At 37.3% G+C, this 25,991-nt stretch carries 27 protein-coding genes; 22 read left to right on the plus strand and 5 right to left on the minus strand.

All coding sequences use genetic code 11. From position 1 onward, the window contains the following. Positions 1-15: 15 nt before the first annotated feature. A complete protein-coding gene (locus REI64_RS01930) occupies positions 16-1,494 on the plus strand; it encodes a glycoside hydrolase family 130 protein (protein WP_308848395.1) in 1,479 nt (492 codons plus the stop codon). A gap of 503 nt (positions 1,495-1,997) precedes the next feature. On the opposite strand, the gene REI64_RS01935 is transcribed toward REI64_RS01930, so the two are convergent. Both REI64_RS01935 and REI64_RS01940 read right to left on the minus strand, forming a co-directional pair. Continuing rightward, positions 1,998-4,271, minus strand: a complete 2,274-nt coding sequence (locus tag REI64_RS01935; RefSeq protein WP_308848396.1) for a glycosyltransferase family 4 protein — start codon at positions 4,269-4,271, stop codon at positions 1,998-2,000. 63 nt (positions 4,272-4,334) lie between these two features. After that, entirely contained in the window at positions 4,335-4,913 is a 579-nt protein-coding gene (locus REI64_RS01940; protein WP_308848397.1) for a DUF4142 domain-containing protein, read from the minus strand. Between the two features lie 170 nt (positions 4,914-5,083). Between REI64_RS01940 and REI64_RS01945 the strand changes: the two genes are divergently transcribed. Continuing rightward, positions 5,084-5,260, plus strand: a complete 177-nt coding sequence (locus REI64_RS01945) for a DUF6496 domain-containing protein (RefSeq protein WP_308848398.1) — start codon at positions 5,084-5,086, stop codon at positions 5,258-5,260. A gap of 42 nt (positions 5,261-5,302) precedes the next feature. Here REI64_RS01945 and REI64_RS01950 read toward each other — a convergent pair whose 3' ends face one another. Next, positions 5,303-5,476 carry a hypothetical protein gene (locus REI64_RS01950; RefSeq protein ID WP_308848399.1) on the minus strand — a complete coding sequence of 58 codons (174 nt, stop codon included), beginning with the start codon at positions 5,474-5,476 and terminating at the stop codon, positions 5,303-5,305. 128 nt (positions 5,477-5,604) lie between these two features. Between REI64_RS01950 and REI64_RS01955 the strand changes: the two genes are divergently transcribed. The 5 genes from REI64_RS01955 to REI64_RS01975 all read left to right on the plus strand — a co-directional run bounded on the left by REI64_RS01955 (position 5,605) and on the right by REI64_RS01975 (position 7,289). Further along, complete coding sequence (locus REI64_RS01955) at positions 5,605-5,802, plus strand: KTSC domain-containing protein (RefSeq protein WP_308848400.1); 198 nt, start codon at positions 5,605-5,607, stop codon at positions 5,800-5,802. Between the two features lie 105 nt (positions 5,803-5,907). After that, complete coding sequence (locus REI64_RS01960; protein WP_308848401.1) at positions 5,908-6,168, plus strand: hypothetical protein; 261 nt, start codon at positions 5,908-5,910, stop codon at positions 6,166-6,168. 24 nt (positions 6,169-6,192) lie between these two features. Continuing rightward, positions 6,193-6,552, plus strand: a complete 360-nt coding sequence (locus REI64_RS01965) for a hypothetical protein (RefSeq protein ID WP_308848402.1) — start codon at positions 6,193-6,195, stop codon at positions 6,550-6,552. After that, complete coding sequence (locus REI64_RS01970) at positions 6,539-6,994, plus strand: PA2169 family four-helix-bundle protein (protein ID WP_308848403.1); 456 nt, start codon at positions 6,539-6,541, stop codon at positions 6,992-6,994. Before REI64_RS01965 ends, REI64_RS01970 begins: the two co-directional genes overlap by 14 nt. 13 nt (positions 6,995-7,007) lie before the next feature. After that, positions 7,008-7,289 carry a hypothetical protein gene (locus tag REI64_RS01975; protein ID WP_308848404.1) on the plus strand — a complete coding sequence of 94 codons (282 nt, stop codon included), beginning with the start codon at positions 7,008-7,010 and terminating at the stop codon, positions 7,287-7,289. A gap of 1 nt (position 7,290) precedes the next feature. On the opposite strand, the gene REI64_RS01980 is transcribed toward REI64_RS01975, so the two are convergent. Then, a complete protein-coding gene (locus REI64_RS01980; protein WP_308848405.1) occupies positions 7,291-9,045 on the minus strand; it encodes a PAS domain-containing protein in 1,755 nt (584 codons plus the stop codon). 294 nt (positions 9,046-9,339) lie between these two features. Between REI64_RS01980 and REI64_RS01985 the strand changes: the two genes are divergently transcribed. The 4 genes from REI64_RS01985 to REI64_RS02000 all read left to right on the plus strand — a co-directional run bounded on the left by REI64_RS01985 (position 9,340) and on the right by REI64_RS02000 (position 12,739). Then, positions 9,340-10,041 (plus strand): MgtC/SapB family protein, encoded by a 702-nt coding sequence (locus REI64_RS01985; protein ID WP_308848406.1) that lies wholly within the window; start codon positions 9,340-9,342, stop codon positions 10,039-10,041. A 156-nt stretch (positions 10,042-10,197) separates the two neighbouring features. Beyond that, the gene (locus tag REI64_RS01990; protein WP_308848407.1) at positions 10,198-10,845 is read left to right on the plus strand and encodes a response regulator transcription factor; all 648 of its coding nucleotides are present in this window, start codon (positions 10,198-10,200) and stop codon (positions 10,843-10,845) included. Positions 10,846-10,915: 70 nt separating this feature from the next. Next, positions 10,916-11,680 carry a Ku protein gene (locus tag REI64_RS01995; RefSeq protein WP_308848408.1) on the plus strand — a complete coding sequence of 255 codons (765 nt, stop codon included), beginning with the start codon at positions 10,916-10,918 and terminating at the stop codon, positions 11,678-11,680. A 6-nt stretch (positions 11,681-11,686) separates the two neighbouring features. Continuing rightward, complete coding sequence (locus REI64_RS02000; protein WP_308848464.1) at positions 11,687-12,739, plus strand: glycoside hydrolase family 130 protein; 1,053 nt, start codon at positions 11,687-11,689, stop codon at positions 12,737-12,739. A gap of 107 nt (positions 12,740-12,846) precedes the next feature. Here REI64_RS02000 and REI64_RS02005 read toward each other — a convergent pair whose 3' ends face one another. Then, a complete protein-coding gene (locus REI64_RS02005; RefSeq protein ID WP_308848409.1) occupies positions 12,847-12,981 on the minus strand; it encodes a hypothetical protein in 135 nt (44 codons plus the stop codon). A 169-nt stretch (positions 12,982-13,150) separates the two neighbouring features. On the opposite strand from REI64_RS02005, the gene REI64_RS02010 reads away from it, so the two are divergent. The 11 genes from REI64_RS02010 to rseP all read left to right on the plus strand — a co-directional run bounded on the left by REI64_RS02010 (position 13,151) and on the right by rseP (position 25,918). Next, positions 13,151-15,208: a BatA domain-containing protein gene (locus tag REI64_RS02010; protein WP_308848410.1), complete on the plus strand. Its 2,058-nt coding sequence runs from the start codon at positions 13,151-13,153 to the stop codon at positions 15,206-15,208. A gap of 52 nt (positions 15,209-15,260) precedes the next feature. Continuing rightward, complete coding sequence (locus REI64_RS02015) at positions 15,261-16,520, plus strand: dihydroorotase (RefSeq protein WP_308848411.1); 1,260 nt, start codon at positions 15,261-15,263, stop codon at positions 16,518-16,520. A 155-nt stretch (positions 16,521-16,675) separates the two neighbouring features. After that, entirely contained in the window at positions 16,676-17,350 is a 675-nt protein-coding gene (locus REI64_RS02020) for a hypothetical protein (protein WP_308848412.1), read from the plus strand. A 10-nt stretch (positions 17,351-17,360) separates the two neighbouring features. Beyond that, the gene (locus REI64_RS02025; protein ID WP_308848413.1) at positions 17,361-17,942 is read left to right on the plus strand and encodes a DUF4199 domain-containing protein; all 582 of its coding nucleotides are present in this window, start codon (positions 17,361-17,363) and stop codon (positions 17,940-17,942) included. A 135-nt stretch (positions 17,943-18,077) separates the two neighbouring features. Continuing rightward, positions 18,078-19,028 (plus strand): glycosyltransferase family 2 protein, encoded by a 951-nt coding sequence (locus tag REI64_RS02030; RefSeq protein WP_308848414.1) that lies wholly within the window; start codon positions 18,078-18,080, stop codon positions 19,026-19,028. Positions 19,029-19,100: 72 nt separating this feature from the next. Beyond that, positions 19,101-20,066, plus strand: coding sequence for a glycosyltransferase (locus REI64_RS02035; RefSeq protein ID WP_308848415.1), 966 nt, complete (start codon positions 19,101-19,103; stop codon positions 20,064-20,066). A gap of 68 nt (positions 20,067-20,134) precedes the next feature. Continuing rightward, complete coding sequence (locus REI64_RS02040; RefSeq protein WP_308848416.1) at positions 20,135-21,010, plus strand: hypothetical protein; 876 nt, start codon at positions 20,135-20,137, stop codon at positions 21,008-21,010. A 50-nt stretch (positions 21,011-21,060) separates the two neighbouring features. Further along, positions 21,061-22,587 (plus strand): GH3 auxin-responsive promoter family protein, encoded by a 1,527-nt coding sequence (locus tag REI64_RS02045; RefSeq protein WP_308848417.1) that lies wholly within the window; start codon positions 21,061-21,063, stop codon positions 22,585-22,587. A gap of 5 nt (positions 22,588-22,592) precedes the next feature. Continuing rightward, the gene (tnpA, locus tag REI64_RS02050) at positions 22,593-23,054 is read left to right on the plus strand and encodes an IS200/IS605 family transposase (protein WP_308848418.1); all 462 of its coding nucleotides are present in this window, start codon (positions 22,593-22,595) and stop codon (positions 23,052-23,054) included. Between the two features lie 270 nt (positions 23,055-23,324). Further along, a complete protein-coding gene (locus REI64_RS02055) occupies positions 23,325-24,497 on the plus strand; it encodes a 1-deoxy-D-xylulose-5-phosphate reductoisomerase (protein WP_308848419.1) in 1,173 nt (390 codons plus the stop codon). 20 nt (positions 24,498-24,517) lie between these two features. Then, on the plus strand, positions 24,518-25,918 hold the full coding sequence (rseP, locus tag REI64_RS02060; protein WP_308848420.1) for an RIP metalloprotease RseP: 1,401 nt from the start codon (positions 24,518-24,520) through the stop codon (positions 25,916-25,918). The last annotated feature ends 73 nt before the right edge of the window (positions 25,919-25,991 follow it).

Here is a 25,991-nt window from a genome sequence, read left to right on the forward strand (position 1 = left end):
CAACCCAATTCTAATATGAGGATAACAGTTAGCAGAAAACCCATTAAGGTATATCCAGATCCTGGAAGAGTAATAGCAAGATTTTTTTATAACGGCGATGAACGAGCCAGAGAAGTGATTTCTAAGGTAACGAGCCTTACAGATCGGCAAATTTTCAATATTGTATCGCCCTTGCTTCAGGAATTTTCTAAGCGCCACCGCAACATCACTAAAGTATTTTTAAAGCACTGTAAAAAAATCCAGTGGTTAATAGAAGAAATGGGAATTGAATACAAAGAGATGGATGAATTTACTAAATATCTCATCGGTTCCTATTTTACCCATGAATATTCTATCGAATCTGCGGCATTTTTTAATCCTTCAATTGTAGAAGATCCAGACCAGTCTAATTTGGTAGAAGGCGAGAAGCGTGTAATCATTAGTTTTAGAGCTGTTGGAGAAGGTCATATTTCTTCGGTGGTTTTTAGAAGAGCTTTGATTGATGCTCACAACAATATCCACGTTTTGCCGGCAGGAAATTATATTGATGAAGCCGAAGTGGTTAAAAATGCCATCTATAACAAAAAGCTATTCTTAAAAAAGGCTGCTGATGCTCATATATCTATGAACGTAATTGTAGACGTAAATGCGCATTTAGGAGATAAGTTTGACTATACCCAGCTTAGAAAATTAGTGCTCGAAGCCAAAGAACAACAGAAAGAAGATTCGGAGAAATTAGAATACGATAGGATACTTTGGCTATCGGATACTTATCACGAAATCTGTTTTTCTAAAGATACAGATATTTCTGATCGGGTTATTTTTCCAATTTCTGAGTTTGAACGTAAGGGAATAGAAGATGCCCGTTTTGTACGTTTTACAAAAGACGACGGTAGTATTATTTATTACGGAACTTATACCGCATTCGACGGATCTTTTATTATTCCGAAGCTGATGCAGACTACCGATTTTTACGATTTTAAGGTTAGTCCGCTGCATGGAAAGGGTGCGCAAAACAAAAACCTAGCTTTATTCCCTAAGAAAATTAACGGCAAATACGCTATGATGTCGAGAATTGATGGCTGGAATAACTACATCATGTATTCTGATAGAATTACCGTTTGGGATCAGCCTATAAAATTGCAGTCGCCTTTGTACTCTTGGGAGTTTATACAAATAGGCAACTGCGGTTCGCCAATAGAAACTGAAGCTGGTTGGTTAATTATTACACATGGGGTGGGTCCAATGCGTAGGTACTGTTTGGGGGCAAGTTTGCTAGATTTAAATGATCCATCTATAGAAATTGGAAGGTTGTATGAGCCGCTGTTGGTGCCAAATCCAGACGAAAGGGAAGGTTACGTACCTAATGTATTGTACTCTTGCGGGTCTATCATCCACAATGGCGAATTAATTATTCCCTACGGTTTGTCTGATTATTGCTCTTCTTTCGCCTCCGTAAATCTGGAAAGATTGTTGGAGCGAATTATGGAGACTAATAATGGTAGTTCGGTGTAGTAGTGAAAAATCGCTAACTTCTACTATAATTAGCAAATAGCTCCAGAGGAGCTCACATTTGGTAGCCTTATGCAGCATCTCAGCAAAGCGCCGTAGGTGCGACCTTTAAATCTAAATCAACCAAATGGTCGTCCCTAGGGGCAATGTCATTATTTAAGGAAATCCGTAGGATTTTAATGTTTATAGCATCAGGTTAATGTGTTTTATGATGCGACCCCATCGGGGTCGAACGACTAAAATAATGCTTTTCTATAAATATTAGACCCCGCTGGGGTCTGCTACACACTTAACTTAATTGATATTGCCCGACGGTACTTGTTGACGTTTTATAATCTTCTACCATAGGTTCATCCTCCGAAATGTCGGAGGGATTTGCTAGTATTTATTTACGGGTGTTCTGAAGACTTAAAATGTAGGTTTGGCATTTTAACAGTGTTTACTTTTTTAGCCCACTATTTAAATCGTGGGCTAGAATATATTCTAACTAAAGTTGGCAGAGAATTCTATTTTTCCAACATATCTGCTTTCAACTTTTGGTCATCAGCTAAATAGCGATATTCGATTTCTAAAGCCTTAAAGACTACTAAATGAGATATTAAATAAGCTAACGTACTTTCTGCTCCCTGGTTACGGTTTACGCCCAAGTTTTGCAAGCCATCTGCACAGCCTTTGGTTTCATGGTCATAAAGGGGGAGGTTCAAGCTGTTCTCGCCCAAAAACCACTGATAGCTTTGATACAGATTGTGCATGTATTTTTCATCCTTGGTTACTTCATAAGCTTTAAAGTAAACCAAAACCATTGCCATTGTTTCAATTGCCTGTTGGTCGTACTGTGCCATTGGTTTATTTTTCTCCAGCCAACCGTCATTACCTACCGGATTTAAGAAACCGAAGCTTAAAGTTTTGTCCGTTAAGAATTCAAGTGCCTCCAAAGCAATATCCAACGATTGTTTGTCTCCGCTTATTTCATAATGGCAAAGCAGTGCTAAAGGCAATAAAGCGTTATCGTAAGTAAGCGTTTGCTCAAACCAATGCCACTCTCCATCTTTATTATTTTGATAAGCATTTACCAAAGGGATAGCCAATTGATTTAATTCATTAACAATACTTTCATCGTGTGGATTAGCTTTGAGATAGTGATTTACACCAATGATGGTATTTGCAACGCCTCTTAAATGCTCAAGTTGAGAAAAGTGGGGTACTGATTTTAAAAACAGTTCTACAGCAAATTCCTTGTAAGAATTATTTGGCGCAAAATTAATCAGGTAACCTAACGACCAAATGGTTCTGCCAAAAGAATCTTCAGAGCCAACTTCATCTAAGTAGTTACGGTTAAAGCTCAAGAAATTACGGAAATTTCCATCTTCCTTTTGCATATACTGAATATAGCTCAAGTAAATGGGTAGCAAATCAAGTGCTTCTTTACTTTTGTATTGCTCAAAAGCCATTAAAGCCATAATCAGTGCCCTAGCATTATCATCTAAGCAGTAACCCTCCTTTAAATTAGGAATGCCATATTTAGCATGCTGTACAATTCCGGTATCATCTGTTAAACGACGAATGTGTCCTAAATCAAAAGTTGGAATAGAATCAACATCAATGATGTTTCTGTTTTCCAAAGTAGTTTTTTGCTTTTCTTGGATGGCTTTCTCTAGTACTTTAATGAAATTTTTGCCAATTGCTGGCCAACGTAAGGTTAAACCATATTGATAGGCATTGTATTTAAGCTCGTTGAGCTTTTGAGGTTGTTCTAGCAGCTCACTAACCATTGTAGCTAACTGTGCACTGTCTTTAAAATCGAACAACAGACCACGCTTTTGGGCTAACAGTTCTTGGGCATGCCAATAAGGTGTAGAAATAACCGCCGCACCAGCACCAACAGCATAAGATAAAGTTCCGCTGGTAATTTGCGCTTCGTTTAAGTAGGGAGTGATGTAAACATCGGTAGCAGAAAGGTAGTGGTGTAATTCTTGCTCATCCACAAATTTGTTCACAAATACCAAATGATTTTCTACGTTCAGTTTTTTAGCCAAACGTTTTAAGCTGTCGCGATATTCTTCTCCAGCATTTTTCACTACGCCCGGATGCGTATTTCCCAACACCACGTACTTTACTTCTGGGTGACGTTTTACAATTTCTGGCAGTGCCTCAACAACGGTTTCAAGTCCTTTTCCTCTACTAATTAGACCAAAAGTGAGTAACACCTTGCTATCTTTAAACGGATAAGCTTTTTTAATTGGGTTATCTTTTGCAGGTTCTAAATCAGGTACACCGTGCTCAATATATTTAATCTTATCTTTAGGTACCTGATAAATGCTTGTTAAGAAACCAATTGCCTTTTGGCTCATTACCACAATGCTGGCAGACCGTTTAGCAATTTGTTGTATAATGGTTTGCTGAATGTAAGTTGGTTGTTTTAGTACAGTGTGCAGAATGGTGATAATAGGCTTGTTAATCCTTGCCATCAGTGTAAGCAAGTACAAACCACTTTCTCCGCCATAAATGCCAAATTCATGCTCAATAATACAAGCATCCACTTGGCTAGTGTTAATGTAATCAGCTGCCCTTAAATAATCTTTTTGGTTACTCTGTCTAATGATGTACTTCACATCACTAGGATATTTATACGCGTCCAAGCTTTCCGAATCGCTCAAAGCAATTACAAAACTGTCTTTGGAAATAGTTTTGTGTTGATTAATTGCATTAGATAGGTTTGCATTAAAAGTTGCAATTCCGCATTCGTTTGGTAAAGAGGTACTGATATAAGCTATTTTCATCGATTTAATTTTCTTTTTGGGTAACGGCAATTTTCAAATAGAAGCGGATGTTTTTAAGAACAATTATTTAAGTCCATCCTTAATTTTTCTGATCGCATTTAAATGCGCATTAATCATTGGAACCGTTTTGGCAGCAAATGCTTTCAAATCCGGATCAGTACCTTTTCTAGCTTGGTGCTCCATAAAAGCCAATACTTTCACGTGATTTTCTTCCATTAATTTGGCGTAAGCTTTGTCAAAATCTGCTCCCGTCTTAGTGCTAATATCTTCTCTACGTTTCTGATTCTCTGCACTCATGGCAACCGGTAAGGTTACATTTTTGCTTTTAGCTAAGGCCATTAGTTCATCGTTTGCAGTGCCATGATCTTTTAGCATCATATTGGCGTAGGCTTTAATTTCTGGGTTGTTGGTTTTACTAATGGCCAAGTTTGCAAAGTTGATTTCTGCCAAACCCGCATCAGCAGCATTTGTTGCAAATTCTGCCTCATTTTCACGAACGGTGATAATATCTGTGGTAGAAGTTGCTGTATCTTTTGCTGAGTTTATACTATCGGCCAGCTCCTTTGAATCTTTAGACTGCGAACTACAGGCAATCATAAATGTAAAAGCAGCACTATAGATAAAAAATAGTAGATTTTTCATGTCGATATCAATTTGTATCTACTAAATGAAAATGATGGGCATTTTGTTTGAAGAAGCGAGAAAACAAGTATTTTACAAATTGGTCTAGGTACTAATACTCGATTGTTGTGTTAACTTAAACAAAATATTGAAAAACAGCTTATTACTGTGTTTAATAAATTTTGAAAATCATGGCAAAATATTCGAAAAAAGCTGGCGAAAAAGTTGGCGAAGCAATACACGAAATGAAAGCAGGTAAGCTAAAGACAGGTACTGGTAAAAAAGTGACTTCAAAAAAGCAGGCAATAGCAATTGGTTTATCTGAAGCTAAGGAAGAGGGAGCAAAAGTGCCAGAGAAGAAATCTTAACTAGCTACAAAGATTGAGGTGATGAACGTATGTATCTTAAGTTTAAACTTTATTTTCTTCAGTATCAGATTCGGTTTTATCTGAGTGAATAAACTTATCTACTTTGGCCTTTAGCTCATTTAATTTAGTTTCTGTCTCTTTAGACTTTGCCCTTAAAGCTTTTGATTTTTCCAGCAAGCTGTCCATGGCCTGTTTGTTTTTATCCGTTTTATCCATGTCAATTGTGTTTAATCCAAATATAACAATATCATTATTTCAACTACTATTTATTATTAAAACGGGTATTTGTGTGGTAAAGTACGTAGGTTTTTAGTGTAAATCGCATCATCAATATCAACTCTGTTATGCCGTCATCAGTAATAGCAAATATCAACTATCAAACAGACGAGAAAATTTTAATTGTAGTTTTCCTATCAGGTGATGTTTACGTTTATGAAAAGGTTCCAGAAAAAATCTATAAAGAATTTAAAGCCGCAACTTCTAAGGGAAATTATCTAAATAGAAAAATCAAAAAGTTGTTTAAAGCAAGAAAAGTGTCTTGATGTGACAAATACCCTTGCACAAAGCTAAATACCCAATTTCTATATATAAAGAACATTTCATCCATTTCTGTTATTTAGTTAGCAAATCAACTAAAATCAATAAATATGAAACGAGTAATTTTTTTAAGCGCAGTAGCAATATGTTTAAGTGCTATTGGCTGCAGTTCAGAAAATAAACAAGATCAAATGGATGATACAAGCATGGCAGATAGCACTATGATGATGGATGCTGATACCATGGACATGAGCGATACCTCTACTGGAAGCACTTCTGGAACTAGATCAGGTTCTAATAATTCTGCATCAAGTTCTATGGATACGGTAAACAGAAGCACTACAGTAAACAGAGATAGTGTAAGACAGTAAAACGAAACTATAAAATTTTGAACTATGGAAATTCAATTCGAACAGAACAAAAATTTTAACCAATCGCACAGAGATGAACCTTCTGTTGAGAATACTCGTGAAGGGGAAAAAGGACAACCTCAAGGTAGGGAAGGAGATCCAAATATCAGAATGGCAAATAGAGAAGCCTTGGAAAGCGATAGGCCAGAATTAGACCGTAGGCCTGCTGATGTGGCACAAGGTAATGCCAGTGATATTGGAGATGAAAAATCTTCTGCTGTTGCCGGTGTTAGAAGCGAGCAGCAAGATTCTTCTGAAGGTGAAAGTAAGCCAACAGGTGAGGATCCAAACTACAACGATAGAAAAAACAACGAAGATAAGGAGGAACAAGATGATAGCGAATAATGCAGCGATTGAAGATTTGAAAGGACTAGTAAACATTGTTAACGATGGCAAAGAAGGCTATCTATCAGCAAGTGATACCACCCAAAGTATAGAGCTAAGAGATTTATTTCTTCGTTTATCTTCACAGCGTGTTGCCTATGCAAATGAATTAAAAAGTCACATTGAGTTGCATGGAGGAGAAAGCAATAATAAAGAGGGTGGAATTTTAGGCGCTTTGCACAGAACTTGGATTGATATTAAACAAGCACTGAGCAGCAAGGAAGACGAAGCTATTTTAGCAGCCATAGAAACTGGCGAAAAAGCAGCAATAGAAAAATACGATAGTGTGATAGCAGACGAAGAAAATCATGCAGATCACTTAGAACTATTGCAAAAGCAAAGAACAGGCATTTTAGAAGCTTTGAAAGAGGTAGAAACCTACCGCTTACGTTTAGAAAGATAATTAAATAATTAAAATGGAATACTTGAACGAAAATGATCAGGATGAGCAAGGCTCGTCTAAGAAAGAGAATGGTGGTAATGGCGAACGCAATGATGAAGGAGCACTAAGTGGTATTCCGAAATCTGAAATTGAAGGCAGCGACGCTGACCAAGATTGGGATGGTGAACCAAGTATACAAAAAAGAGGGCAGGAGGAAGATGAAGAAGTGAAGGGATTTACGGCAACTAAACGCAACCATTGGAACTCTATCACTTTCGATTATGATGATTTCTTAGGTGGTCTTTCACCAGCTTAACTTACAAAGGGAATTGGATATGAACAGTTGTTTGCTGAGGTACAGAGGTAATGGTCATTTTACCATTAAGCAATTTTACCTTCGATTCGATAGTTTTTAGTCCAATTCCTTTATCTCGCCTTTCTGATACATCAAAACCTTTACCATTATCTTTAACCGTTACATTAACCTGATTGTCTTCAACAGTTATATTTATAGAAGCATGATGAGCTTCAGAATGTTTCATAATATTTAATGCAAGTTCTTGTATAATTCTGTAGATAGCTAGTTGCAAGTATTTATCCAAGGGCGCATCTAAACCCGAAAAAGTACATTTAAAACGCGTTTTTCCTTTAAGCTGCGCACATATATCATTCACACCAGCTTTCAGTCCAAAATCTTCTAAAATTGAAGGCATTAACTCATGAGAAATTCTTCTGCTTTCCTTAATGCACATTCCCAATAGTTCTTTGGAACGTTCAAGTACTTTCAAATTTTCTTCATACGCATTTTCATCCTCTAATTTCAAACGCTCCAAATTAGCCTTAACACCATAGAGTACCTGCCCTAAGCCATTATGCAGCATTTCGGCAATGCGCTGCCTTTCTTCTTCTTGAGCATTAAGGGAAGCTTTCAAAATCTCTTTTTGTTGCTTTTTTTCAAAGTCCTTTAACTCGTTTTGGATTAGAACCTCTTGCACCCTTTTTCTTTCTGTAATATCATTAAATAATATGCCAACCACATTGTCTCCTAATACCGAAATAGGAAAGGCTTCTACTTCATACCAACCGTTAATAAGTGCCAAGGCAGGTAATTCAAAATGTGCGGATTTCTGGTTTTTCACAATATCACCATAAATTTCGTACCAATGTTTTTCGTGGTTTGGTGATATTTCTTTCATGGTTCTACCTTCGTAATTGCTTATACCTGTCTGCTTTTCGAAAGCGGGATTAGCTTCTATAAAACGATAGTCGATACCAGTGCCGTGATCATCAAATATGACGTCTATAATACAAAATCCTTGATTGATGGAATTAAAAAGTGATTTGTACTTATTTCTCAGCTCAGTGCTAAAAGCATCTTGGCTAATTTTAAGGCTGGTAATATCTCTGCTAATTTCAATAACGCTTTCTACTTTTCCACCAACGGTAAGCTCTGGAGATAGCTTAATATCGTAGAAAATTTCACGATCTGTAGTGGTGATTGGAATTACAACGGTTTGCGAATTTCCATCGTTTATAACTGTTTTTGCCTTGTTAATTAAAGCATTAAAATCTGTATTCGGCCAAATTTCTTGATGTGTTTTGCCTAACGCATCTGCAAGCGATATGCCTGCAGCAGCTTCAAAAGCCGAATTGCCATAGCTTAATTCTAAATCTCTGGTCCATTTTGTAATTATGTCAGGTGTGTTTTCTACCAAAGTTTTGTACAGGTTTTCGTTGTGTTTATCCCGTTCAATGCAGCTAAAGCTAATAACTACACCATCTAACAGTGGCATTACAGATAACTTGATCCAACTTTTGCTAAAAACCGAAATATATTCGAAAGTAATTTCTTTTTGATGGACTATAGCGTCATTAATTTCTTTGTAGTAATTGGTTTTTACCGATTCGGGAAACATTGCCCAAACGTTTTTACCTAACATTTCTTCTCTTTTCATTTTAAAGAAATGTAAAGCTTTGTCGTTAACGTAGCTAAAATTAGCATCTCTGTCTAGCATGTAACACGCCAGCGGAATAGCATTTAAAATCAGTGAAGTGTCTAATGGGTTCGACATTTTGCTTGGTTATTATCTATCTAAACACCAAGTAGCGAAATAAGTTCTAGCATTTTATAAACTGTTTAAATTTCTAAGGAGCAAGATGTTTAGGGGTGCGTAAACATCCGTCTATAGAGTACCAATAGATTTTGTTGATGTTGTATTTGTTCAGATTTATTGCAAAACTCAACCTATAAAATATCGATGTCATTTTGAAACAGTTACTTAACATTTAATAACGTTTTAGAAAAATTTTAAAACAAAACTAAGACACTTTGCATTTTAGGAATAAGTAGTATTAAATAACTGTAAATGAACCTGGAAAGCTCACATATAGATGAAAAGGAAATTCTGATAAGAATTATTGTAGCTGCGGTTCTAGGAGGGATAATAGGACTCGAAAGAGAGCAGAAGGAATGGGTTGCTGGTTTGCGTACACATATTATAGTTACTGTTGGTGCGGCCTTGGCAATGATAGTTTCCATTCACGGTTATGAAGATGTGCTGGGCAAAAGCGGCTTCGATATCGATCCGTCAAGGGTGGCGGCGCAAGTAGTAAGTGGTGTTGGTTTTTTAGGTGCTGGTACTATCATCTTTTTAAAGAAGGAAGTAATTAAAGGGTTAACCACAGCTGCATCTATTTGGAGCATGGCAGTAATTGGTTTGGCCGCTGGTGGCGGAATGTATTGGGCAGCAGTGATAGCAACCTTGCTAATTCTCTTTGTGCTTGGCGGCATTAAATGGATTGAAAAACGCTTTTTTATAAAAGGCAGCTGTACCGTTGTAGAGCTTAAAATGCCGGTAGGAGCACTCTCAAGGATAACAGAGATAGAGAAGTTATTTAGAAAACATCATATTCCTTTTGATGAAGTAAGTTTTTCGGTAGACCAAGCTACACAGACCAATGATTTTGTATTAAGTTTCGACAAGAAGCAGCAACAAGAAAAAGTGCTAAAAGCATTGGAAGAAATGCGGCAATATGACGAAATATTAAAGATACAGTTCAGAACATAGGGGGTATTTGTACGGTATTAATACCATATAATACTTGTTTTTGAGCTGCAAATAACATTATTGCCCTCAACATTGTTACCACACCAATTTGATATTTATTGTTTACATAATTTCGACCTTTTGGAAAATTCAGGCACATCAAAATATAGAACAAGAATGATAAAAATCTTATTAGCTGAAGATCATAATATCGTTAGAAATGGCATTAAAATGCTTTTAGAATCTGATGAAAGTATTAAGGTTCTTGGAGAAGCAGTTAATGGTATAGAGGTAATGAAGCAGTTGGCTTCAGAAGAAGTGGATATGGTTCTAGCGGATATCAACATGCCAGAAATGGATGGTATTCAATTGTTGAAGGAAGTTAAATCTAAATATCCGAAAGTTAAGGTGGTGATGCTTTCTATGCACGATCATGAAAAGTACGTTATGGAAGCCTTTAAAAATAATGCAGAAGGTTATCTGTTGAAGAATATTGGGGCAGAAGAATTAATTTTTGCCGTTAAATTTGTTAGCCAGGGACGAAAATATCTTTGCGCAGAACTTACCATGTCGTTTATGGATAAAATGCTGCAAAGCAAACAATATTTAATGGCAATGCCAGATAATGAAATTGATTTTTCATTGCGTGAGCTAGAAATTCTACAGCTTATTGCCGAGGGCTTAACCAATCTAGAAATGTCTGAAAAGCTGTTTCTTAGCAAGCGTACAATTGAAGGGCACCGTCAAAGTTTACTGGATAAAACCAAATGCAAAAACTCAGCTGCACTGATACGGTATGGCGTAATGCACGGACTGATACAATAGCGCTTTTTTAGTAAAACTATTCGCTTTAGTCGCTGTTTTTTAGATGGTATAAATCATTAAAAAATAGGTTATGAGATCAATTTGGAAAGGAGCCATAGGTTTTGGATTGGTAAATATTCCGGTGAAACTGTTCTCGGCAGTTCAAAATAGCAACTTAGATTTAGATATGCTCGATGGGAAAGACCTGTCGAAAATTAAATATCAACGAGTAAGTGAAAGTAGCGGTAAAGAAGTACCCTACGAAAGAATTGTTAAGGGCTTTTTGCTCAAAGACAACTATGTTGTTTTAGAAGACGATGATTTTGCCAGTGCCATGCCAGAGAAAACCAAATTGATAGAGCTCGAAAACTTTGTAGATATTTCAGAAATCAATCCAATCTACTACGAAACATCTTACTACACCCAGCCCGAACCGCAGGGCAAAAAGGCTTATGCTTTATTGTTAAAAGCGTTGCAGAAATCTAAGAAAGCGGGAGTTGCCCGTTTTGTATTGCGTAACAATGAAAATCTATGTGTAATCCATCCTTTAGGTAATGTTTTAGTTATTACTAAAATTAGATTTGATGAAGAAATTAGAAGTAGTAAAGAAATTGAGGCAGACTTACAAACCGTTAAACCTAAAGAGCTGGAAGTAGGAATGGCATTAATTAAGCAATATAGTTCAGGTTTTGATATCTCCGCTTTTAAAGATGAATACAGCAAAGAGCTAATGAAAATCATTCGTGCCAAGGCAAAAGGTAAGAAAACTGTAGTGAAGAAAATGCGACCAGAAAAACGTGTGAGCGACGATTTGTACGAACAATTAATGCAAAGTTTAAGTAAAAAAGGAGCGTAGTTGGCGATGGATATAGCTCGTAGATTTGAAGGAAATCCACTGCTTAAACCCAAAGATTTGGCACCAAGCGCTACTAATCTACAAGTAGTTTGTTTACTTAATCCGGGTGTGTTTTCTTGGAAAGGTAAAACTTGCCTTTTGGTTAGGGTGGCAGAAAATGTTGCCCCGCAAGAAGGAAAAATCTTCGTTCCTATGCGCTCTACTTCAGATTTATTAGAGATTTTAGAATTGAAGTTGGACGATCCCGACTTAATTGCCGATGATCCACGGGTGATTAATTACAAAGGCTTAGATTATCTTACCACTATTTCTTATTTGCATTTGTTTAGTAGCGATGATGGTGTCAATTTCAAACCTGAACCATTGGAACTGCATGGAAAAGGTTATGCAGAACGGTTTGGAATAGAAGATTGTCGTGTTAGTAACATCGAAGGGAAATTTTACCTCACTTACACTGCAGTTTCAGATAATGGTGTTGCTGTAGGTTTACGTACTACAACTGATTGGGATAGTTTCCAGAACCATGGTCTAATTTTTCCTCCACATAATAAAGATGTCGCAATTTTTGAGGAAAAAGTAAATGGTAAGTTTTATGCTTTGCATAGGCCATCTAGCACAAGTATTGGTGGTAATTTCATTTGGTTGGCCGAGTCGCACGATGGTTTGCATTGGGGAAATCATCAATGTATTGTGAAAACCAGAGCCGGTTATTGGGACAGTGCTAGAGTTGGGGCAGGGGCAGCGCCCATAAAAACCGAGCAGGGCTGGTTAGAGATTTACCATGGAGCAAATGAAGATCAGCGTTATTGTTTGGGTGCGGTGTTATTAGATTTGGAAAACCCTGCCATAGTTATTGCCCGCACCGAAAACCCAATTATGGAGCCAACAGCAAGCTACGAACTAGAAGGTTTTTTTGGTTCGGTAATTTTCACCGATGGACATATCGTTAATGGCGACGAACTAATCATTTATTATGGCGCAGCCGATGAATTTATTTGCGGTGCGAAGTTTTCGATTAAAGAAATTTTAGAAAAGCTAAACCAATCTGTATTAACATAAATGGCATTTCCACTTTAATTGAAATTAGGTTTAGGCAAGTTGCATATCTTTTCCGAGGGGAAAGGGGAGAATTAAAACTGAAGCTATTTAAAATTGCTTACCTATAACTACTTCTCACTTTTCTTCCTTTGGTTAGCCTCCGCTTGTTTTACTTCATCCTTTTCAGCTAGCGGTTTATCCGTTTGCAACCTTGGCTTTTTGCTTTTATCCTCTTTGGTCGTTTTGTTTTTATCGGTTTTCATCGTTTTATCTTTAAAGAAATAACATTTCAGGTTTAAGTTTGTTAATTACTTTTTAATAATGGGTATTAATACCTTATCGCTTTGCGTTAAATGCTTTGTGCTATAAAATTGTAAATGGTTCCCCTGCGTACGGGATAAAATCGAAAATCTTTTGTACCTTTGGTTTTTAATGAATTTCCTCTATCCGGGCTTCCTTTTTGCACTTTTAGCGGTATCAATCCCGATAATCGTCCATTTATTCAATTTCCGGAAATTCAAGAAAGTCTATTTCAGCAACGTAGCATTTCTTAAGGAAGTAAAAGAGCAAAACTCATCCCGAGAAAAACTTAAAAACCTACTGATTTTAGCCGCTCGTATTTTGGCTATCGTTTTTTTGGTGCTTGCATTTGCCCGCCCATTTATCAGCGGTAACGCCGAAACGAATAAGGCAAACGGCAATATTATAAGCATCTATTTCGATAATTCTTACAGTATGGATGCCGTAAATAAAGAGGGAAGTTTGTTAGATGAAGCCAAACGCAGAGCGAAAGAAATTGTAAAGGCTTACCAGCTTAATGATCGTTTCCAGCTGCTAACTAACGATTTTGAAGGGAAGCACCAGCGCCTGTTAAATTCGGAGGAGTTTATACAAGCAGTAGATGAAGTGAAGATATCTGCTGCTAGCAGGAATTTGCAGCAGGTCGTTAATAGACAACAAGGCGTTTTTACGGGCACAGCCAATCGTTATGCCTACGTAATTTCCGATTTTCAACAAAACTTTGCCGGCAAAGAACCCATCAAAAAAGAGCAAAGCACGCAGCTTGCCTTAGTGAAGTTAAGTGCTAACGAATTGCCTAATATTTCGGTAGATAGTGTATGGTTTCTTTCTCCTGTGCACCAGCCAAATGTTTCAGAAAAAATCATTGTTCGTCTAAAAAACTTTGGCAATGAAGAAGCGAAAAATGTTCCGCTAAAGTTAACAATTAACAATCAACAGAAAGCTGTTGGAAGTATTAACGTAGCTGCGGGAGCAACCGCCATCGATACACTTTCTTACAGTGGCTTAGGTTTGGGCTGGCAAAAAGGAGTGTTGAGCATTAAAGATTTTCCTTTAACGTTCGATGATGAACTGAATTTCAGCTTTCAAGTCAATGCCAATCAACAAGTGCTTAGCATTAATGGCAATAAAACTGCTAAATACATAGAAGCACTTTTCAATGCAGATCCTTATTTTCAATTGACATCAGTTTCTGAAAATAACATCAACTACGCCGCTTTTTCAAATTACAGCTTAATTATACTGAATGGAATTGCCCAACCTTCTAGTGGTTTAGCGCAAGAACTTAAAAATTATGTGAATAATGGTGGTTCAGTAGTTGTTCTGCCATCTACATCTGTTGATATTGGCACTTACTCCGCATTCCTAAACACATTGAATTTACCAGTGGTTGCAGGTTTAGTGACTGAGCCAACTAAGGTTTCGCAAATAGAATTGAAACATCCACTGTTTAAAGATGTTTTCGAAAGTTTACCAAAAAACATGGATTTACCCTTGGCTAATCGATATTTTACTTATACTGATAACAGCAGGATAGCCAAAGAACCTTTGTTACAACTACCCGCTGGAAAAACCTATTTGGCTCGCTATCCCATGTCGTCGGGGCAAATTTTCTTAGCGACTACAGGTTTAGAAGAAGAGGATGGAAATCTTTCTAAACATCCACTTTTTGTACCGCTTATGTATAAGATAGCTTTCGAAAGTGCTAAAGATCAGCCATTGTTCTACACTATTTCTAAAGATAATTTGATCACTTTACCATCGGTTAAACTTGGGGCAAATCAATCTTTAAAATTAATTGGTGATGGTTTTGAAGTTATTCCCGATATCAGCCACCAAAATGGCAAAACGTTACTATATGTAGCAGACCAAATTCAAAAATCTGGATTTTACAACGTTAAAAAGGCAGACTCAACGATAGCGCTTGTTGCTTTTAATGATGATAGAGCAGAATCTAACATGAAATATGATAGCCAAGCCGACTTAGAAGAGCGTTTCGGAGAACGTCTTGGTACAAGTCGTATCAATTTCATCGATGTCAAAAAGGAAAATATTTCATCGGCCATAGCCGAAAAAAATAACGGAACTGAGTTATGGAAACTTTGCCTAATTTTGAGCTTAATTTTCATAGCTGCAGAGATATTGTTGGTCAGATTTTATCGGATTAAAAATAAACACATAGGAACATAGGTTAACTAATGTGTCTATGTGGTTAAAAGTTGAAAAATAAAAATAGAAATTCATGAGCCTCTTAATTAAGGGAATTACCATTGCCGATGCTAATAGCGAGTTTAGCGGAAAAACTTGCGATGTGAGAGTTGATAAAGGAAACATTGTTGCCATTGAAAGTCAACTCGAAGCACAGAAATCGGAGACAGTTTTTGAAGGTAACGGTGCCGTTCTATCGCCAGGTTTTTTCGATTTGAATTGCGTTTTCGGCGATCCGGGATTAGAAACTAAAGAAGATATTCAAACTGGTACTGCGGCTGCGGCAGCTGGTGGCTTCACAGGAATTGCCATTATGCCAAATACAAAACCGGTAGTGCACAGTAAAGGTGAGGTAGAATACATTTTGAACAGAGCTAAAGGTAATTTGGTAGATGTACATCCGATAGGTGCAATTAGCCAAAATTTGGAAGGAAAGGAACTGGCCGAGATGTTCGATATGAAACAGGCAGGTGCCGTTGCTTTTGCAGAGGCTGGAAAGGCAATTGCCGACGATGGTTTTATGAGCCGAGCTTTGCAATATGCTTTAGGTTTCGACGGTTTGTTGTTTACCCATCCAGAAAATAAGGCATTGGCCGGAAAAGCGCACGTTAATGAGAGTGCAACTACTATTTTGTTGGGCATGAAAGGTATTCCAGCATTGGCCGAAGAAATGCAGGTTTCTAGGGATATTTTCCTAGCGCAATACCATAATGCTCCAATTCATATCAGCAATATTTCTACGGCAGGTTCGGTAGCGTTAATTAAAAAAGCCAAGAAAGATGGCGTAAAAGTAACGTGCGATGTTGCCGCACATCAGTTGGTATTTACAGAAGAATTGCTGAACGATTTCGATAGCAATTACAAAGTAAAGCCGCCATTACGTAGCAAAGCCGATAATAAGGCTTTAATTAACGGTTTGAAAGACGGAACTATTGATGCAATTTCTTCGCAACACTGTCCGCACGAAATTGAGTTTAAAAATGTTGAATTTGAGATTGCGAATTACGGTATTATTGCACTGCAGACGGTACTACCGTTATTAGTACAAGCTGGCTTAGATACCGCGTTAATTGTAGAAAAATTGGCTGTAGCACCAAGAAACTTGCTTAAATTGGAAGTTCCTGTAATTAAAGTAGGAGCAGTAGCAAATTTTACAGTTTTCAATGCTAGCAAAGAGTGGAAATTCAATAACGAAACGAATAAATCAAAATCGGCTAACTCGCCTTTGTTCAATAAAACATTAAAAGGAAAAGTAGAATTGGTTTATAATAACGGGAAGTATATAACATATTAAAATATACGTCGTCATTGCGAGGTACGAAGCAATCTCCTGCCTGTCATTCTGAGCAAAGCGAAGAATCTAAAAACAAACAGATTCCTCCTAACGTGGGAATGACAAGGTGCTTAACATTGCTTCATTCCTCGCAATGACGAATAAAGAAAAGCAAAATGAACAACATCGTAAAAAAGACAATAACAGCTTCATTATCCAAGTTTGGTGAAGTAAATAAGGCAGCTAGCGTTGAAATAACGCATAAATTGACAGCAGTTTTCGAAGCTGATGCTGATTTTATGGATAAAGTAGAAAAGTTTGATGCAGTTTTTGATGAATATCCAAAGTTCGAAGAGCTAAGGGAGGTATTTTTCGATTTGTTGATGATCAATTTCTTTACCAGCGATGTAAATAAATTGGAAGAAGATTATCTAGAATCGAAAGAATGGGAGGCTATAGAAGATGAAACCATTGATAGGGGAACTGAATTATTGAACTTGCTATTGTACATCAACGAGTGCCACGACGAGCAGATAAAACCAGAACTGGAAGATTTCTTGAAGGAGTTTTTATTGGTTGATGAAGATGAATTCCAAGATGAATTTCATATCTACGAAGATTTGATAAGCAACCAACAATTGGCAGAAACAAGCATTCAGGAAATTTGCGAAAATGCCAAAATTTTAAACTTAGCAGAAGAAATGCAAGAACTGTTTGTGCCCTTCATGGCATTTTTCTTACAACCAGTGGCAACAGAGCAAGCTTTTAAAGATTTCGAAAAATATAGTAACAATAAGGCTTTTGATGCGTCTGTTTATAGTTTAATTACTAATTTTAACCAAACTAGATAACAAACTAATTATGGACAAAACAATTAACATCAAAAGTGAAGCCTTAAAAAACGGATTAATTTGGGGCGTAATTAACATTGTAATTTTTTTAGTGACTTGGTACGTGGCGCCAAGCTTAATGAGTTCTTATTGGTATGCAGCATTCTCCCTAATAATAGGTTTGGTGCTGGCTGTATTTTTCTGCTTAGATATGCGTAAGAAATTAGGCGGATATTGGACTTTTGGAGAAGCCCTGTGGCCAATTTTTGTGATGTTCGTATTCGCAATGGGTCTGATGTTCGTATTTAACATACTTTTCGGTAAGTTTATTGATACGACTTATCCAGAACAGATGAAAGAAATGGTAATGACTAAGACAGAAGCCACCATGAAATCATTTGGTTTAAGTGATGAAGAAGCTGCAAAGGCGTTGGATAAAACTCGCGAAAATCTAGATCAACAGTTTACGCCTACATTTAGCCAAGCGGTAATGGCGTTCGGAATATCTGCAATTATGTATTTTATTGGTGCGCTTATTTTTGCATTGATTTTCAAACGTAGCAATCCAAACCCATTTGCTGGTCAAAACGATCCAAATTTCGGAACGAACTAAGACATTTCGAATTATATTTTAAACGTGCAAATTATCTCAATTTATTTGATGAAATTTGCACGTTATTTTTTTATGGCGATTGTATGTTTAGATGATTGATCTCGATACGCAATGCGCAATACTCAATACTAACGAATGGACATATCAATTGTAGTACCGCTATATAACGAAGACGAGTCGCTGCCCGAGTTAATTTCTTGGATAGATGATGTAATGCAGAAAAACAATTTCTCTTATGAAGCCATTTTTATTGACGACGGAAGTACCGACCGTTCTTGGCAGGTAATTACAGAACTGAAATTGAGGTTCGCAAGTATTAGAGCTATTAAATTCAGACGTAACTATGGTAAATCTGCAGCTTTGAATGTAGGTTTTGCTGCGGCGCAGGGCGATGTTGTCATCACTATGGATGCCGATTTGCAAGACAGTCCAGATGAAATACCAGCACTTTACAGTAGAATTAAAGACGAAGGTTATGATGTAATCTCGGGCTGGAAGAAAAAACGCTACGACCCAATTACAAAAACCATCCCTACAAAATTGTTTAACGCCGCAACGCGTAAAATGAGTGGCATCCAACTGAATGATTTCAACTGTGGCTTAAAGTCATACCGTAACGACGTTATTAAAACCATCGAAGTTTATGGCGAAATGCACCGTTACATTCCCGTATTGGCCAAATGGGCTGGATTTACTAAAATAGGAGAGCAGGTGGTAGAACACAGAGCTCGTAAATACGGTGTCACCAAGTTTGGCCTAAGTAGATTTATCAATGGGTTTTTAGATTTGATGTCTATTTTCTTCGTAGGTAAGTTTGGTAAGCGCCCCATGCACTTTTTCGGTTCTTTGGGCGTGTTAAGTTTCTTCATCGGTATCATCATGGCTATCTATATTATGGTAGAAAAGCAGGTGCATATCTGGAACAATTTACCATACCGCAATTCTACAGACCAACCCTTGTTTTATTTAGCATTGGTGGCTATTGTGGTAGGTTCACAGATGTTTTTAGCAGGTTTTGTAGCCGAGTTAGTTGGTCGTAACGCCCCAGAAAGAAATCAGTATTTAATAGAAAAAGAGATAAGCTAGAAGGAGAGAAGGCGGAAGGTTTTGTCCGCCTAACCCCTCTGCCTTGCCGCCCTCTACCTTCAACCTTTACGTATGTTTTTCTCAATAATCATCCCCTTATACAACCGTCCGCAGGAAATTAAAGAACTGCTATCCACTTTGTGTAAACAAACTTACATGCAGTTTGAGGTATTGGTAATAGAAGATGGTTCTGTAAAAGATGCGAAGGATATTGTTGCCAGTTTTGAGAATAAGCTTGATGTTAAGTACTTCTATAAAGAAAATTCTGGACAGGGTTTTTCTAGAAACTTTGGCTTCGAACGTGCCAAAGGCGATTACTTCATTATCTTCGATTCGGATATTTTAGTTCCTTCTGATTATTTGGAAACCGTGAAGGACTATTTGTTTGAGCACCAATTAGATGCTTTTGGCGGTCCAGACGCTGCACACGAAAGTTTTACGCCGGTTCAAAAGGCCATCAGTTACGCCATGACATCGCCATTTACAACGGGTGGTATTCGAGGCAATAAAAAACATATCGGACAATTTCATCCACGCAGTTTTAACATGGGGCTTTCTAGAGAGGTCTATGAAAAAGTAGGTGGATTTATACTCACTCGTTTGGGCGAAGACATCGAGTACAGTATTCGTATCCATGAAAGTGGATTTAAAATTGGCTTAATTCCAGCGGCAAAAGTTTATCATAAACGCAGAACGAGTTTTAAGCAGTTTTATAAACAATTGCACTTTTTTGGAAGGGCTCGTATCAATATTTACAAACATTTCCCTTCAGAGCTAAAAGCAGTACATTTCTTTCCTGCATTTTTCACTTTAGGATTGGGGTTTACCATTGCATGTAATGTGTTATATCGCCCTTTGGCATACGTTTGTAATTTCTTTCTGTTACTTTACTTTTTGTTGATATTTTTTCATGCTTGGCAGGTAAATAAATCAATAAAAATTGCATTTTTGAGTGTAATAGCATCCTTTATCCAACTTACCGCTTATGGACTAGGTTTTATACAGGATTTTGTGAAGAGGGTGGTGTTTAGAAAGTAAAGCGATAAGCGTTTGGCGATTTTACATCAACGCCAAATGCTTATCGCCAGACGAATAACAATAAGACAATGATTAACTACTTAAAAGAAAGCACCTTTGCTGTAAAGGATGTGATTATGCAAGCTTGGAAAGTAACCAAAGAGAACTACTTTTCTATCGCTACGCTTTGCTTTCTAATTTTTCTAACAGCTTCAACTTCAACGTTTATGGCTTTCTTTATGGAAGATGTAAACATGGGGATTAAATTTATCATGCTGTTAATTTTTATGATGAGTTATTGTGTGGTAGAGCTTTGCCTAATTAAATATATTTTTAAGCTGTTAGACACCGAAAATGCTGATATACAGATTATAGAGACATTGCCAACTAGAAATGAAATTATCAAGTTTTTAATTGCAACAGTATTTTTTGGTTTGAGCATCTTTTTTGTTGGTATTTTACTGATGCCAGTGCTTTACCTGCTAGACTTGCTGTTGAAGTTATTGGTTAATCAAGGTGTAATTGATGGCTACGCTGAAACGGGCAAAATTATCGTAAATATTGCAGTAGGTATAGCCGTACTAAGCATTTTCTTCACTTTTATCAGAATAATTTTCTTTCCATTTTTTATTATAGATAAACACAGCTCGCCTTGGGAATCTATTAAGCTAAGCCTGGCCACAACAAAGGGCAATTTTATTAAACTTTTAATGATTTTGTTAGGTTTGGTAGTGGTTCAAGCTATTGTTTTTGGCTTTTTCTACATCGTAATTTTGATGGGCTTTAGACTAGTGAACCTATTTCTAGATTACGATATTAGTCAGTACAGTTCGTTAATTGTAGTGGTATTTAGTTCGTTTGTGATTGTACCTTTTTCTACTGCTTTCTTTGCCGTAGCTTATCGTAAAATAATGAACGAATATAAAGGAGATGAACATCCTGATATTATTCATAATATCATGTAAACCCCTAAATCCCCTAAAGGGGACTTGTATTTAAGAGAGATAATATGGCTATGGAAAAAAAAAGCCCCTTTAGGGGTTGGGGTATTAAATCAGTTTTAGGTAAGGTGTTTGCGTCTTTTGTAGTGAAAAGAATTGAGCGTTGGAAAACCGATGCTGTTGCTGCACAAGAACGTACATTACAGAAACTTGTTAAAGAAGCAAGTCATACCGTTTTTGGTGTTGACCATTATTTCTCGGAAATCAAAAACTACCAAGATTTTAAAGCTAACATTCCCTTAAGAGATTACGAGGATCTGAAACCTTATATAGAAAGGGTAGTAGCGGGAGAACCAGATATTTTATGGAAAGGTAAACCTTTGTATTTTGCTAAAACTTCGGGTACTACATCTGGTGTAAAGTACATCCCACTTACCAAAGAATCTACACCAGAACATGTTAAAGCTGCCCGTAATGCGCTATTAACCTATATACATGAAACTGGCAATGCAAGTTTTGTAGATGGAAAAATCATATTCTTACAAGGCAGTCCGGTTTTAACGAAAAAGAACGGGATTAATATCGGTCGGTTATCTGGAATTGTGGCTCATTTGGTGCCTGCGTATTTACAGAAGAATAGATTGCCAAGTTATCAAACTAACTGCATTGAAGATTGGGAGCAAAAAGTGGATGCCATTGTGGATGAAACGTTCCATCAAGACATGAGGTTGATCTCGGGTATTCCGCCTTGGGTACAGATGTATTTCGATAAACTAACGGAGAAATCGGGCGGAAAAAAAATCAAAGACATCTTTAAAAACTTCCAATTGTTTGTATATGGCGGCGTAAATTATGAACCATATCGTGCAAAAATTGAAGCTAGCATTGGTAAAAAAATAGATGCAATAGAAACGTATCCGGCATCCGAAGGTTTCATTGCTTATCAAGATAGCCAAACTGAAAAAGGCTTATTGTTACTGGCAGATGCAGGAATTTTCTACGAATTTATTCCATCGGAAGAATACTATAACGAGAAGCCAACAAGGTTAAGTTTAGCAGAGGTAGAGCTAGATAAAAACTACGCTTTAATTCTGAACACCAACGCTGGTTTATGGGGCTACAGTATTGGCGATACGGTAAAGTTCGTTTCCCTAAGTCCTTACAAAATTGTAGTAACAGGTAGAATTAAGCACTTTATTTCCGCTTTTGGAGAACACGTTATTGGTGAAGAAGTAGAACATGCTTTGCTATCGGTAGCTAATGAAGAAGGAGTGGAGATTACGGAGTTTACCGTGGCTCCGCAAGTAAATGCTCCGAACGCTGAGTTGCCTTTTCACGAGTGGTTTGTAGAATTTGCAAAAGCACCAGCAGACTTAATCGCGTTCGCTCTAAAAGTAGATAAAGCCTTGCAACAGAAAAATATTTACTATTTTGACTTGATTGAAGGAAATATTCTTCAGCCTTTAAAAATAAGAACCCTAGCCAAAGATGCTTTCGTGAATTACATGAAATCGCAAGGTAAATTAGGCGGGCAAAACAAAGTGCCAAGGCTAAGTAACGATAGAAAAATAGCCGAGGGGTTGGAGAATTATATTGTTTGATTGATATGGCTGGAACATTTTCTCAGATTTACATACAAATAGTTTTTGCAGTAAAAGGGCGGGAGAGCCTAATAAACTCGATTTGGGAAGAGGATTTGTACAAATACATTTCTGGGATTGTTAAAAACAAAGAGCAAAAAATGCTGGCAATTAATGGAATGCCGGATCATATCCATTTTTTGGTTGGATTAAAGCCGTCATGCTGTTTGTCTGATTTAGTTCGAGAAATAAAGAAATCGTCAAACGAATTTGTGAACGAGAAGCATTATTCGAAATTCAGATTTCAGTGGCAAGAGGGGTATGGAGCGTTCTCTTATAGCCATTCTTTATTAGATGATGTAATAGCATATATTAGCTGTCAAAAAGAACATCATAAAAAGAAAACATTTAAACAAGAGTACAAGGAATTCTTGGTGAAGTTTAATATTGAACATAAAGACGAATATTTATTTGAATGGTTGGACTGAAGGCTTACAAATGATGATGTGTTTATACCAGGAATTATTAAAATTGGAAGAAAATAGGACGCCGACGCTGGAAATTGGTTTGAAACCCCGAAGGGGTTCTATGTTTATAGATAAAATAAATATGCTTTAGGTGCGACCCCGACGGGGTCGTATGTTAACAGAAACGAATATGCTATAAACATCACATCCCTTCGGGATGTAAGAAGAAGGTAGTACATTTGAGGTTCTGTAGATGAAAAATAGAATTGCAACAATTCAAAAAGATTACAATTGGACAATAAACACATATCCATATTAGGTTCAACAGGTTCAATAGGAACGCAAGCACTTGAAGTAGTGCGGGTAAACCCTGGTTTGTACAAAGTTGACGCTCTTACTGCACAGCACAATGCTGATTTACTAATTGCTCAAGCGCTGGAATTTAAACCAGAGTTGGTGGTAATTGGTAACGAAAGTTTATATCAACAAGTGAAATCGGCTTTGCCAAATACTCAAGTTATTGCTGGCGAAGAAGGTTTAATAGCTGCAGTAACTTTACCACAAACACAGTTGGTTTTAACTGCTGTAATGGGTTCGGTAGGCTTAAAACCAACCATTGCTGCTATTGAAGCCAAGAAAGACATCGGCCTTGCCAATAAAGAAACTTTAGTGGTAGCAGGGGAGCTGGTGATGCAATTGGCCGAACAACACGGCGTTAAAATCATCCCGGTAGATTCTGAGCATTCCGCTATTTTTCAGTGCTTGGTGGGCGAGGAGCAGAACGAAATTGAAAAAATTTTACTGACCGCTTCTGGAGGTCCGTTTAGAGGAAAAGATCGAGGTTTTTTAGCTACGATAACTAAAAATGAAGCCTTAAAACATCCCAATTGGGTGATGGGAGCGAAGATAACTATCGATTCGGCCTCCTTGATGAATAAGGGTTTGGAAGCTATCGAGGCAAAATGGTTGTTCAATCTTCAACCAGAGCAAATTGAAGTGGTAGTTCATCCGCAGTCGATTATCCATTCTATGGTGCAATTTACGGATGGTTCTATCAAAGCACAGATGGGCTTGCCAGATATGAAATTGCCTATTCACTATGCCTTAGCCTATCCGCAAAGATTAAAGGCAGATTTCGAGCGTTTTAGCTTTTTGAAATATCCAGAATTGACATTTTCTAAGGCAGATACAAAAAGTTTTCGTAACCTTGAGCTTGCTTACATCGCAATGGAAAGGGGAGGGAATATGCCTTGCATCCTAAACGCAGCTAACGAAATAGTTGTAGATGCATTTTTGAAGGACAGAATAGGCTTTTTGGAAATGAGTGATGTAATTGAACAATGTATGGACGAAATTGAATTTGTATCTCATCCAACATTAAACGATTATTTAAAAGCAGATGAACTGACAAGAACCTTTGCTAAAGAATTAGTAACAAAACAGAGTATTACACATCTAAAATAGAAATACACGACAAATAAAATATGGACGGATTGATTATGGCGGGCCAGCTGTTGCTGGGGTTATCGATACTAGTAATTTTACACGAATTAGGACATTTTTTAGCAGCAAGAGCTTTTGGGATTAAAGTTGAAAAGTTTTACCTTTTCTTTGATGCTTGGGGTTTTAAACTCTTTAGCTTTAAGGTAGGAGATACAGAATACGGTGTGGGATGGTTACCACTGGGCGGTTACGTGAAGATATCAGGAATGATAGATGAAAGCATGGATACTGAACAGATGGCTGCACCAGCACAACCTTGGGAATTTCGTTCGAAACCAGCTTGGCAACGTTTAATTGTAATGTTGGGCGGTATCATTGTAAACGTGATTGTAGGTATCTTCATTTTTTGGATGGTGGCTTTCAAGTACGGCAATACATTTATTCCTAACGATAAACTGGCAAATGGTATTAGTCCGGGTATAGTGGGTAAACAGATGGGCTTAAAGCCAGGTGATAAAATTTTGGCGGTAAATGGTCAGAAGTTGATTTATTTGGATGAGATTTTGAGCTCTAAAGTGTTATTGAACAACACCAAGTTGACTATTTCTCGCGAAGGGAAGGCAATAGATTTAAGAGTGCCAGAGTCTGTTTTAGACAGCATCAGTAAATATAAAATTAGAGAGTTTGTTGGTCCTAGAATGGTAGCAATGAAAATAGCTGGAGTGCCAACTCCAGAAGAGTTGCAACCAAAAATGGGCTTTTTAGATAAAATTAAAGCAATTTTTGTTAAGCCGGAGCCCGTAAGTGTAGAGGCACCAGCCCATGCCGCAGGTATGAAAGTTGGCGACAGCATCTTGGCAATTAACGGCAAGCTTGTTAAGTTTCACGATGAAATTACCTCTGAAATTTCTAACAATAAATCTAAGAAGATTTCAGTTGAAGTATGGAGAGGTGCTGAAAAATTGACATTGACGCCAACAGTATCTAAACAGGGAACTTTGGCTATTGTAATTCCACCAGTTAGGCCAGAAATGGTAACAATCCATTATGGATTTTTCGAATCGTTTTCTATTGGTGTTGATAAAGGCTGGACATCGTTTACAGACAATGCCAAAGGTATCTGGAAGATGATTACGGGTAAATTGAGTGCTCGTAACATTAGTAGCCCTATTGGTATTATGGATGCTTATGGAAGCACATTTGAATGGGAGAAGTTTTGGACTTTAACAGGGTTGATTTCGATGGCTTTAGCATTCATGAACTTATTGCCAATTCCAGCGTTAGATGGTGGTCATGTAGTGTTCTTGATCATAGAAATGATAAAAGGAAAACCGTTGAGCGACAAATTTATGGAACGGGCACAGGTTGTGGGGTTCGTGATCTTGCTCTGTTTAATGGTATTTGCCTTCGGTAACGATATATTAAAGAAATTTGGAATATAGAAAGTTTTAAGGTGGAAGGTATAGGGTTTAGGGTTTCTCCCAACGCCTTGTACCTTCCGCCTTTCATCCCTCC

Source organism: Pedobacter sp. (assembly GCF_031119335.1).
In the GTDB taxonomy this organism is placed as follows: Bacteria; Bacteroidota; Bacteroidia; order Sphingobacteriales; family Sphingobacteriaceae; genus Pedobacter.

Excerpts from the sequence above, each read along its gene's own strand:
- REI64_RS02010 (WP_308848410.1), top strand. The coding sequence starts at position 13,151 with ATGAATTTCCTCTATCCGGGCTTCCTTTTTGCACTTTTAGCGGTATCA.
- REI64_RS02045 (WP_308848417.1), top strand. The coding sequence starts at position 21,061 with ATGGAAAAAAAAAGCCCCTTTAGGGGTTGGGGTATTAAATCAGTTTTA.
- REI64_RS02000 (WP_308848464.1), top strand. The coding sequence starts at position 11,687 with ATGGATATAGCTCGTAGATTTGAAGGAAATCCACTGCTTAAACCCAAA.
- REI64_RS01965 (WP_308848402.1), top strand. The coding sequence starts at position 6,193 with ATGGAAATTCAATTCGAACAGAACAAAAATTTTAACCAATCGCACAGA.
- REI64_RS01950 (WP_308848399.1), bottom strand. The coding sequence starts at position 5,476 with ATGGATAAAACGGATAAAAACAAACAGGCCATGGACAGCTTGCTGGAA.
- rseP (WP_308848420.1), top strand. The coding sequence starts at position 24,518 with ATGGACGGATTGATTATGGCGGGCCAGCTGTTGCTGGGGTTATCGATA.
- REI64_RS02030 (WP_308848414.1), top strand. The coding sequence starts at position 18,078 with ATGGACATATCAATTGTAGTACCGCTATATAACGAAGACGAGTCGCTG.
- REI64_RS01970 (WP_308848403.1), top strand. The coding sequence starts at position 6,539 with ATGATAGCGAATAATGCAGCGATTGAAGATTTGAAAGGACTAGTAAAC.
- REI64_RS01995 (WP_308848408.1), top strand. The coding sequence starts at position 10,916 with ATGAGATCAATTTGGAAAGGAGCCATAGGTTTTGGATTGGTAAATATT.
- REI64_RS01945 (WP_308848398.1), top strand. The coding sequence starts at position 5,084 with ATGGCAAAATATTCGAAAAAAGCTGGCGAAAAAGTTGGCGAAGCAATA.
- REI64_RS02035 (WP_308848415.1), top strand. The coding sequence starts at position 19,101 with ATGTTTTTCTCAATAATCATCCCCTTATACAACCGTCCGCAGGAAATT.
- REI64_RS01930 (WP_308848395.1), top strand. The coding sequence starts at position 16 with ATGAGGATAACAGTTAGCAGAAAACCCATTAAGGTATATCCAGATCCT.
- REI64_RS01960 (WP_308848401.1), top strand. The coding sequence starts at position 5,908 with ATGAAACGAGTAATTTTTTTAAGCGCAGTAGCAATATGTTTAAGTGCT.
- REI64_RS02040 (WP_308848416.1), top strand. The coding sequence starts at position 20,135 with ATGATTAACTACTTAAAAGAAAGCACCTTTGCTGTAAAGGATGTGATT.
- REI64_RS01975 (WP_308848404.1), top strand. The coding sequence starts at position 7,008 with ATGGAATACTTGAACGAAAATGATCAGGATGAGCAAGGCTCGTCTAAG.
- REI64_RS01935 (WP_308848396.1), bottom strand. The coding sequence starts at position 4,271 with ATGAAAATAGCTTATATCAGTACCTCTTTACCAAACGAATGCGGAATT.
- REI64_RS02015 (WP_308848411.1), top strand. The coding sequence starts at position 15,261 with ATGAGCCTCTTAATTAAGGGAATTACCATTGCCGATGCTAATAGCGAG.
- tnpA (WP_308848418.1), top strand. The coding sequence starts at position 22,593 with ATGGCTGGAACATTTTCTCAGATTTACATACAAATAGTTTTTGCAGTA.
- REI64_RS01985 (WP_308848406.1), top strand. The coding sequence starts at position 9,340 with ATGAACCTGGAAAGCTCACATATAGATGAAAAGGAAATTCTGATAAGA.
- REI64_RS01955 (WP_308848400.1), top strand. The coding sequence starts at position 5,605 with ATGCCGTCATCAGTAATAGCAAATATCAACTATCAAACAGACGAGAAA.
- REI64_RS02025 (WP_308848413.1), top strand. The coding sequence starts at position 17,361 with ATGGACAAAACAATTAACATCAAAAGTGAAGCCTTAAAAAACGGATTA.
- REI64_RS01990 (WP_308848407.1), top strand. The coding sequence starts at position 10,198 with ATGATAAAAATCTTATTAGCTGAAGATCATAATATCGTTAGAAATGGC.
- REI64_RS02005 (WP_308848409.1), bottom strand. The coding sequence starts at position 12,981 with ATGAAAACCGATAAAAACAAAACGACCAAAGAGGATAAAAGCAAAAAG.
- REI64_RS01980 (WP_308848405.1), bottom strand. The coding sequence starts at position 9,045 with ATGTCGAACCCATTAGACACTTCACTGATTTTAAATGCTATTCCGCTG.
- REI64_RS01940 (WP_308848397.1), bottom strand. The coding sequence starts at position 4,913 with ATGAAAAATCTACTATTTTTTATCTATAGTGCTGCTTTTACATTTATG.
- REI64_RS02020 (WP_308848412.1), top strand. The coding sequence starts at position 16,676 with ATGAACAACATCGTAAAAAAGACAATAACAGCTTCATTATCCAAGTTT.